This is a genomic window from Agromyces humi (assembly GCF_009720255.1).
In the GTDB taxonomy this organism is placed as follows: domain Bacteria; phylum Actinomycetota; class Actinomycetes; order Actinomycetales; family Microbacteriaceae; genus Agromyces; species Agromyces humi.
In genome coordinates this window covers 1-9394 of record NZ_WJSP02000124.1, presented here as the reverse complement: position 1 = coordinate 9394, position 9394 = coordinate 1, and the positions used below count along the sequence as shown (strand labels likewise).

The following is a 9394-nucleotide window of genomic DNA, read 5'->3' as shown; positions in this document are numbered from 1 at the left end:
GCCCGACGCCGAGGCGATCGTGTTCTGTGGCGTGCACTTCATGGCCGAGACCGCGGACCTGCTGTCGACGCCCGAGCAGGCCGTCATCCTGCCCAACCTCGCGGCGGGCTGCTCGATGGCCGACATGCGCAGCCAGCTCGCCGCGCTCGTGCCGACCGGATTCGTCTCGTCGACCGGTCTCGAGCGACTGCGGCACCTGCCCCGCTACCTCGACGGCATCCTCCTCCGGGTTCGCAAGCTGCAGGAGAATCCCGGCCGCGATCGGCAGGCGATGAACCAGCTGGAGGCATCGATCGCCGCGTTCGAGGCGGCCGGCGGACGCATCCCCATCGATCCCGAGTCGCCCGCGCACCTCGTGCGCGTGCGCTGGATGCTCGAAGAGCTGCGGGTCGGCCTGTTCGCCCAGGAGCTGCGCACGGCCGAGACCGTGTCGCCGCAGCGCATCGCCAAGGCCCTCGCCGGCTGAAGGCGGGCACGGTCGCCCGAACGCACGCGCACGGGTCGGCCGCGCTGCACCATGCGCAAGGGGTTGACCCCGCCGCGTCCCGAACGCAAGGTGGACGCGGCCGGTGGCGCCGTCCTCCCGAACCCGAATCACCCGATCCGACCACGTCGACGGTGCATCCCCCGGTTCTGCAACGACGCAGGGAGAACATCGTGAAGAGAACGCACACCATCGGGTTGGGGGCGGTGGCCGCGACGGCCGCCATCGCGCTCGCCACCAGCACGGCGCCGGCCATCGCGGCCGTACCGACCGACACGAGCGAGCTGCGCGCCGCCGTGTCCGCCGACGCGATCATGGATCACCTGGCCCAGCTCCAGGCGATCGCCGACGCGAACGGCGGCACCCGTGCGAGCGGCACACCCGGATACGACGCGTCGATCGAGTACGTCGCCGGGCTCCTCGAGGCCGCGGGCTACGAGGTGACCATCCAGGACTTCCTGTTCAACTCGTTCCGCGAGCTGTCGGACCCGGAGTTCGACCAGGTGTCCCCGAACCCGACGGTCTACGAGCCGAACGTCGACTTCATCACGGCCGACTACTCGGGCAGCGGCGACGTGACCGCGCCGCTCCAGGCGGTCGACCTCGTGCTCCCGCCCGGGCCTGAGGCCGGCTCCTCGACGAGCGGGTGCGAGGTCGAGGACTTCGCCGACTTCGTCGACGGGAACATCGCCCTGGTGCAGCGCGGGACATGCGACTTCTCCGTCAAGGCGGACAACGCCTTCGATGCGGGCGCCGTGGGCGTCATCATCTTCAACGAGGGCCAGGAGGGCCGCACCGAGACGCTGGCGGCCACCCTGGGAGCCGAGTTCAACGACCCGATCCCGGTGGTCGGCACGTCGTTCGCGATCGGCGAGGAGCTCGCCGGACTGGCCGAGGCGGGCGAGGTGGTCGTCCACCTGCAGACCGAGACGCTCATCGAGCTCGACGTGCCCACCTCGAACCTCATCGCCGAGACGCCCACCGGCCGCGACGACCGCGTCGTCATGGCGGGCGCCCACCTCGACTCCGTGGCCGAGGGCCCGGGCATCGAGGACAACGGCACCGGCTCTGCCACGCTGCTCGAGATCGCCCTCCAGATGGCGGACCTCGGCATCGAGCCCCGCAACACCGTGCGGTTCGCGTGGTGGGGCGCCGAGGAGGCCGGCCTCGTCGGGTCGCAGTACTACGTCGATTCCCTCACGAAGCGCCAGGCGAAGGACATCAGCCTGTACCTCAACTTCGACATGATCGGCTCGCCGAACTTCGGGCGGTTCATCTACGACGGGAACGGCGATGCCTTCGGCACCTCCGGCCCGAACGGCAGCGCGAGCATCGAGGGGGTCTTCGAGGACTACTTCGACTCGCAGGGCCTCGCCTCGGAGCCGACGGCGTTCGACGGACGCTCGGACTACGACGCGTTCATCAGCGCCGGCATCCCGGCCGGCGGCCTGTTCACCGGTGCCGAGGACGTGAAGACCGAGGACCAGGTCGCGCTCTACGGCGGCCTCGCCACCTACGAGGGCGAGCCGGTGTCGTTCGACCCGTGCTACCACCAGGCCTGCGACAGCATGAATCCCATCCGTGACGGCGCGGACGCCGGCCTCTACGAGGCGTTGAACGACGCGTACGGCGGCGAGCTCGAGTACGGGGGCGTCATCACCAACGTCAACACCCTCGCCCTCGAGCAGATGGCGGATGCCGCGGCGCACGCGATCCTCACGTACGCCATGTCGACGAGTGCGGTGAACGGCACGGGCAAGGCCTCGCCCGTCGCCGGCCAGCATGTCGGAGAGCGTCTGGGTTCGCACTTCCGACGCTGAGCAGACCCGTCGGCCCTCCCCTTCGGCAGAGTCGTGGGGAGGGCCGACGCGCGCGCCGCATCCGCGGCGCACCGCGTCCCGGCGGCGTCGCGTGCCACCTGCCGGCGCGGCATCCGCCTCGATAGAGTGGTCGGACCGTGGGCAGCTACTCCGATCTCCTCAGAACCCCGGGCGTCGCCCGGATCATCGCCGCCCAGCTGACCGCACGATTCCCGTCGGGGATGCTCTCGCTCGCGTTCCTCCTGCACGTCGAACGGCAGACCGGCTCCTACGGCGCGGCGGGCCTCGTGCTCGCCGCGACCTCGATCGGGCAGGCCGTCGCCGGGCCGCTCACGAGCCGGCTCATGGGCCGCTTCGGCATGCGGCCCGTGCTCATCACCACGCTGGCCGTGTGCGTCACCGCGATCGTCACGATCGGCGTGGTGCCCATGACGGTGCCGGCCTACATGGCGGTCGGCCTCGTCGCCGGCCTTTCCACGCCGCCCGTGCAGCCGGCCGTGCGCACGATCTACCCCAAGATGGTGAACTCGCGCCAGCTCACCCCGCTGTTCTCCCTCGACGCCTCGGCGCAGGAGATCATCTGGGTCGTCGGCCCGGTCGTGACGACCTTCGTCGCGACCCAGGTCGGCACGGTCTGGGCCATCCTGCTCGCCGCCGCAATGATGGTCATCGGCGGCGTCTGGTTCATCTCGTCACCCGAGCTGGGTCGCGTCCGCATCCCCCGCTCGAAGCGGCGCTTCGGCGCGGTGCTCACCCGCCCGCCGGTCATGCTGGCCACCATCGTCGGCTTCCTCCTCATCGGCGCCTGCGCCGCGGTCGAGGCCGGGGTCGTCGCCGCGTTCGGCCACGACGGCGCCGAGGCGGGCATCGTGCTCGCCGTCTTCTCCGTCGGCTCGCTCGCCGGAGGGCTCTTCCTCGGGCACGTGCCCATCGGCCCGTGGGCCACGGCACGGCGCCTGTTCATCGTCTTCGCGGGCGTCGCGCTCGCGGCGTTCGCCATGGACTTCTGGTGGCTCGCGATCACGCTCTTCATCGCCGGCATCGGCATCGCGCCCGCGCTCGCCGTGCTCTTCGCCATCGTGTCCGCGAGCGTGAAGTTCAGCGACACCGCCGAGGCGTACGGGTGGGTGGGGACGGGCCAGCTCATCGGTGCCGCGCTCGGCTCCGCGCTCGCCGGATTCCTGATCGACGGCTCGGGAGCGCAGGGCGCGTTCTGGGCCGCATCGGGGCTGGCCTTCCTCGGCGTCGTGGCCGCCGTGATCGGCCGTCCCTGGCATCCCGACCTGCGCGGCCGGGACGCGAGCCCGATCCCCGACACCGAGCCGGTGCCGTTGCAACCCAGTTGAGAGGAATCCGGATGCCCCAGCCCGTCGCTCCCGCCCCGACGCTGTCGCTCGACGACGGCGCCATGATCCCGCAGCTCGGCCTCGGGCTCTACAAGGTGCCGGCCGGCGACGCGGAGGCGCTCTGCCGCGCGGCGATCGACCTCGGCTACCGCCACCTCGACACGGCCGCGTTCTACGCGAACGAGGCGGAGGTCGGTCGCGCCGTACGAACGGCCTCCGTGCCCAGGGCGGAGCTCTTCGTCACCAGCAAGGTGTGGAAGGACGACAACGGCTTCGACACGACGTTGCGCGCGTTCGACGCGAGCATGGCCCGCTTCGGGTTCGAGACGCTCGACCTCTACCTGATCCACTGGCCGGTGCCGTCGACGGACCGCTACGTCGACACATGGCGGGCGCTCGTCCGGCTGCAGGAGGAGGGCCGCGTGCGCTCGATCGGGGTGGCCAACTTCCATCCGCACCACATCGAGCGCCTCATCGCCGAGACCGGGGTCGCACCCGTCGTGAACCAGGTGGAGCTGCATCCGTGGCTGCCGCAGGCGGCGGTGCGGGAGTTCGATGCGGCGCGCGGCATCCGCACCGAGGCGTGGTCACCCCTTGCACGCGGCAGGGTGCTGGGCACGCCGCTGCTCGACGACCTCGCGGACAAGCACGGTCGCACCCCGGCACAGGTCGTGCTGCGCTGGCACGTCGAGCTGGGCAACATCGTGATCCCGAAGGCATCGACCCCCGAGCGACTGCGTGAGAACCTCGACGTCTTCGACTTCGCCCTCGACGACGCCGACCTCGCGGCGCTGGCCACCCTCGAGACCGGCGAGCGCACCGGTCGCGACCCCGACCTGGACTGAGCCGCAACCCGATCGTGACCGGACTCCCAGCACGGCCCCAGACATCGCATTCCCGGCCGGCAATACAGTGAGCGCATGAGACGACTCGCTCCCGCGGCGGCCGCAGCCGCGATCACCGCACTGCTCCTCTCAGGATGCTCCATGGGCGCGAGCGACTCCACCGCGCCGATGGTCGAGGCCCCTCCCGGTCCGGTCGCACCCCAGCCGGGCGAGGTGCAGGACCAGGCGGGCGATCAATCGGCGCAATCGGCCGCGTCCGCCGCCGACCCCGACGCGGCCGACCGCAGCGTCATCACCACCGGCTGGGCGTCGATCACCGTCGACGACCCCATCGCCTCGGCCGAGGATGCCGCGACCATCGCCGAGGAGGCCGGCGGGCGCGTCGACAACCGCACCGAGAGCCCGGGCACCGACGCGCAGCCGCCCAGCGCGTCGCTCACCCTGCGCGTGCCGGCGGACCGCGTGGACGAGGTCGTCGATGAGCTCCGGACGCTCGGCACCGTGAACTCGGTGTCGATGAACGCCTCGGATGTCACGCAGCAGCGCCAGGACCTCGACGCACGCATCGAGGCGCTCAGCGTGTCGGTCGACCGCCTGACCGAGTTGCTCGCCACCGCCACGACCGTGAGCGACCTCATCGCCATCGAGTCGGAGCTGACGACTCGGCAGGCGGAGCTGGACAGCCTCACCCAGCAGCGCGACTCCCTCGTCGACCAGGTCGACTTCGCGACGATCGGCCTCGAGCTCGTGACCGCTTCGGCCGCACCCGACCCGCAGCCCGACGACTTCTGGAGCGGCATCGTGGTCGGCTGGAACGCGCTCGTCGGCTTCGCCGCGTGGCTCGGCGTCGCCATCGGCGTCATGCTGCCGTGGCTGCTCGCCGCGCTCGTCACCGCGGCCGTCGTCATCCTCGTCGTGGTGCTCACGACCCGCCGGCGCCGGACACCCGAGGCGTAGTCTGGCGTCGTGAGCGCGACGCCAGACACCGTCCTCGACGACGAACTCCTCGAGCGGGTGCGCGAGCGCGCCGCCGGATACGACCGCGACAACGCGTTCTTCGACGCCGACCTCGCCGAGCTCCGCGAGGCCGGGTACCTCACCGCACTCGTGCCGGAGGAGTACGGCGGCCTCGGCTGGAGTTTCCAGGACGCCGTGCGCGCGCAGGGGCGCCTTGCCGGTGCGGCACCCGCCACCGCGCTCGCCGTGAACATGCACCTCGTGTGGACCGGCGTCGCGAAGATCCTCCGTGACCGGGGCGACGCCACCCTGGACTTCCTGCTGCGGGAGGCCGGCGCCGGCGAGGTGTTCGGGTTCGGCATCAGCGAGGCCGGCAACGACCTCATGCTGTTCGGATCGCGCACCGCGGCCGAACCGCAGCCCGACGGCGGCTACCGCTTCAGCGGGCGGAAGATCTTCACGTCGCTGTCCCCCGCGTGGACGAGGCTCGGCACGATGGGCCTCGACACCACGTCCGCCGATGCCCCGAAGATCGTCTACGGATTCATCGACCGGGATGATCCTGACATCCGGATCCTCGACGACTGGGACACCCTGGGCATGCGCGCGTCGCAGAGCCGGACGACGGTGCTCGACGGCGCCTTCGCGGCGCCCGACCGCATCGTCCGGCGCCTGGACCCCGGTCCCAACGCCGACCCGCTCATCTTCGGCATCTTCGCGAGCTTCGAGCTGCTGCTCGCGGCGGTGTACTCGGGGATCGGGGCCAGGGCGCTCGACCTCGCGGTCGCCGCAGCGCACCGGCGCACCTCGATGAAGCGCGACGGTGCCCCGCTCGCGCAGGACCCCGACATCCGGTGGCGGGTCGCCGACGCGGCGATCGCCCAGGACGCGATCGAGCCGCAACTGCTGTCCATCGCCCGGGACCTCGACGAGCTCGTCGACCACGGCTCCCGCTGGTTCCCCAAGCTGGTCGGCGTGAAGGTACGCGCGACGGAGACGGCGAAGCACGTCGTCGACCAGGCGGTGCGCGTCGCGGGCGGCTCGTCCTACTTCTCCGGCTCGGAGCTCGGGCGGCTCTACCGCGACGTGCTCGCCGGGATCTTCCATCCGTCCGACGACGAGTCGGCGCACAGCACGGTGGCGAACGCCTGGCTGGGGCCGGTCGAGGGCTAGCGCTCGTCTCGACGCTAGACTTGGCGACGCGGTGTCGATGCCGCGCCGAGCAGCTGGAGGTTCCTTTGAACGTCGTCGCCTTCCTCATCGCGATGGGATTCTTCGTCCTCGGCATGTGGCTCATGGGCTTCGCGTTCGAGGTGCCGGCCTTCCAGGCGGTCACCTTCTTCGGCGGCATCCTGTGCGTGGCCCTCGCCGTGGCCATCCCGGTCAACATCCTCGGTCGCGCCGACGGCGTCTGACGGGTGAGCCTTCCGCACCGCGACACCCGCGTCACCTACCCGTCCGGCGCCCTCGAGGCGGCCACGCGCGTCGTGCACGTCGCCCCCGCCGATGAGGGCCGCCTGGCCGTGATCACCGAGTCCACGAGCTTCCACCCCGTCGACGCCGCCTGGCCCGACCAACCGGCCGACGCCGGCGTGATCCGCACCGCGACGGGCGACGTCGTCGTGCACGATGCGGTCGTCGCCGCCACCGACGGCGAGGTCCTCCACCTCGGCGCCGACATCCCGGTGCGCCCCGGGACCGAGGGCTGGGCGTTCGTCATCGCCCATCTCGTCGACGCCGACGCCCCGATCGCCGAGGGCGACGAGGTGACCATCCAGGCGGACGCCGCGACGCGGCGCGCGCTGTCGACCGGCCACACGGCCTGCCATCTCGCCTCGCTCGCGCTGAATCGCGCCGTGGCGGCGCGATGGTCGAAGCCCGCACGCGAGGACGCCCTCGGCAGCCCCGACTTCGACGGCGCCGCGATCGCCTCCTCCCGCATCACGCCCGGCGGCTCGGTGGATCGCTACCGCCTGAACAAGTCGCTGCGCCGCGCCGGGTTCGACACGGCGTCGCTCGCCGACGACCTCGACGCGGTGCGACGCGAGGTCGCCGAGCAGCTCGAGGCCTGGATCGCGACCGGCGGGAGCGTGCGCGTGGACGCCGCCGGCGACGGGCTCACCGACCGTCGCACCTGGGTGTGCGAGTTGCCCGACGGCACCGCGCGCATCGCCTGCGGCGGCACGCATCTCACCTCGCTCGCCGAGCTCTCGGCGATCGTGCCCTCGTTCGCGCTGGTCGACGACGGTGGAACGCCGGTGCTCGAGATGACGAACGAGGCTCGGCTCCGACACTGACGGACCGGTGCCGAAGACACCGTGCGGCGGGGTTACGATAGCGCTCGTGGGTATTCATATCGAGAAGGTCGACCTTCCCGGGATCGGCGTTCGCCACGACCTCGTCACCGAGGGCGGCCGGCGGATCAGCGTGGTCTCGCACCGGGACGGTGAGCGCGACCTGGGCGTCTTCGACGTCGACGACCCCGACGCCTGCCGCGACTCCATCCCGTTGAACGACGACGAGGCGGCGGCCCTGGCCGACGTGCTCGGAGCCTCCGTCATGCTCAGCCGGCTGCAGAGCCTCAGCGATGAGACGGCCGGCCTCTACACCGAGCAGATCGCACTGCCGACGGACTCGCCCTACCTGAATCGCACGCTCGGCGACACCAAGGCACGCACGCGCACGCACGCGTCGATCGTGGCCATCGTGCGCGACGGCGCGATCATCCCCTCCCCCACGCCGGCAGAACGGCTGCGCGCGGGCGACGTCATCGTGGGCGTCGGGACTCGTGAAGGACTCGACGGAGTAGCCAAGCTCCTCTCCAACGGCCCCGGCTGAGGCGGCCTGCATGCACGAGACCACGCTGCTCCTCATCGAAGTCGGCGCGCTCCTTCTCGGCATGAGCCTGCTCGGGCGTCTCGCCCTCCTCATCGGCATCTCGCCGATCCCGTTCTACCTCCTCCTCGGCCTCGCGTTCGGCGAGGGCGGGGTGATCCCGCTGGACGCGAGCGCGGAGTTCCTGCAGACCGGTTCCGAGATCGGGATCATCCTGCTCCTCGCCCTGCTCGGCCTCGAGTACACGGCGACCGAGCTCTTCACGAGCCTGAAGTCGGCGCGGCTGCCGGGCATCCTCGACGGCATCCTGAACGCCCTCCCCGGTGCCGCCCTCGCGCTGCTGCTCGGATGGGGGCCCGTCGCCGCGGTGGCGCTCGCCGGCGTCACCTGGGTGTCGTCGTCGGGCGTGATCGCGAAGCTCCTCCGCGACCTCGGGCGGCTCTCGAACCGTGAGACGCCCGCGATCCTCGCCGTGCTCGTGATCGAGGACCTCGCGATGGCGTTCTACCTGCCGATCCTGTCGGCGATCGTGATCGGCGTGAGCCTCCTGCAGGGCGCGATCTCGGTCGCGATCGCCGTCGGCGTCGTCGCGCTCATCCTCTACGTCGCCCTCCGGCACGGGCACATCGTGTCGCGGCTGTTCCCGGCCGACGAGTACGAGCCGCTGCTGCTCGGGGTGCTCGGGCTCACCATGCTCGTGGCCGGGCTCGCCGCGCAGGTGGGCGTCTCCGCGGCGGTCGGCGCGTTCCTCGTCGGCATCGCCCTGTCCGGACGGGTGGCGGCCAACGCGAGCCAGGTGCTCACGCCCCTGCGCGACCTCTTCGCCGCGACCTTCTTCGTCTTCTTCGGCCTCACGAGCGACTCGTCGGGACTCATCCCCATGCTCCTGCCCGCGGCCGCGCTCGCGGTCGTGACGATCCTCACCAAGCTCATCACGGGGGCGTACGCCGCACGGCAGGCGGGTGTCGGCACGCTCGGCCAATGGCGCGCCGGGCTGTCGCTCGCCCCACGCGGCGAGTTCTCGATCGTCATCGCGGGTATCGCCGTGGCGGCCGGCGTCGCGCCCGCGATCGCCCCGCTGGCGACCGCCTACGTGCTGATCACGAT

The 9394-nt window shown here is 71.5% G+C and carries 10 protein-coding genes; all 10 read left to right on the top strand.

What is annotated here, in order from left to right; genetic code table 11:
* Window positions 1-466: quinolinate synthase NadA (nadA, locus tag GH736_RS11585; protein WP_235934065.1), on the top strand; the 466-nt coding region annotated here is incomplete at its 5' end.
* A 191-nt stretch (window positions 467-657) separates the two neighbouring features.
* Complete coding sequence (locus tag GH736_RS11580; protein WP_159603380.1) at window positions 658-2304, top strand: M20/M25/M40 family metallo-hydrolase; 1647 nt, start codon at window positions 658-660, stop codon at window positions 2302-2304.
* A 137-nt stretch (window positions 2305-2441) separates the two neighbouring features.
* Window positions 2442-3650 (top strand): MFS transporter, encoded by a 1209-nt coding sequence (locus tag GH736_RS11575; RefSeq protein ID WP_159603378.1) that lies wholly within the window; start codon window positions 2442-2444, stop codon window positions 3648-3650.
* Window positions 3651-3661: 11 nt separating this feature from the next.
* Window positions 3662-4495 carry an aldo/keto reductase gene (locus GH736_RS11570; RefSeq protein WP_159603376.1) on the top strand — a complete coding sequence of 278 codons (834 nt, stop codon included), beginning with the start codon at window positions 3662-3664 and terminating at the stop codon, window positions 4493-4495.
* Window positions 4496-4570: 75 nt separating this feature from the next.
* Window positions 4571-5452, top strand: coding sequence for a DUF4349 domain-containing protein (locus GH736_RS11565; RefSeq protein ID WP_159603374.1), 882 nt, complete (start codon window positions 4571-4573; stop codon window positions 5450-5452).
* 9 nt (window positions 5453-5461) lie between these two features.
* Complete coding sequence (locus tag GH736_RS11560; protein ID WP_159603372.1) at window positions 5462-6625, top strand: acyl-CoA dehydrogenase family protein; 1164 nt, start codon at window positions 5462-5464, stop codon at window positions 6623-6625.
* A 65-nt stretch (window positions 6626-6690) separates the two neighbouring features.
* Window positions 6691-6867: a hypothetical protein gene (locus GH736_RS24545; RefSeq protein ID WP_203230734.1), complete on the top strand. Its 177-nt coding sequence runs from the start codon at window positions 6691-6693 to the stop codon at window positions 6865-6867.
* A gap of 3 nt (window positions 6868-6870) precedes the next feature.
* Window positions 6871-7749, top strand: a complete 879-nt coding sequence (locus tag GH736_RS11555) for an alanyl-tRNA editing protein (protein ID WP_159603370.1) — start codon at window positions 6871-6873, stop codon at window positions 7747-7749.
* A gap of 46 nt (window positions 7750-7795) precedes the next feature.
* Entirely contained in the window at window positions 7796-8290 is a 495-nt protein-coding gene (locus GH736_RS11550) for a cation:proton antiporter regulatory subunit (protein WP_159603368.1), read from the top strand.
* A gap of 10 nt (window positions 8291-8300) precedes the next feature.
* The coding region (locus GH736_RS11545) for a cation:proton antiporter (protein ID WP_159603366.1) at window positions 8301-9394 on the top strand (1094 nt) is incomplete at its 3' end.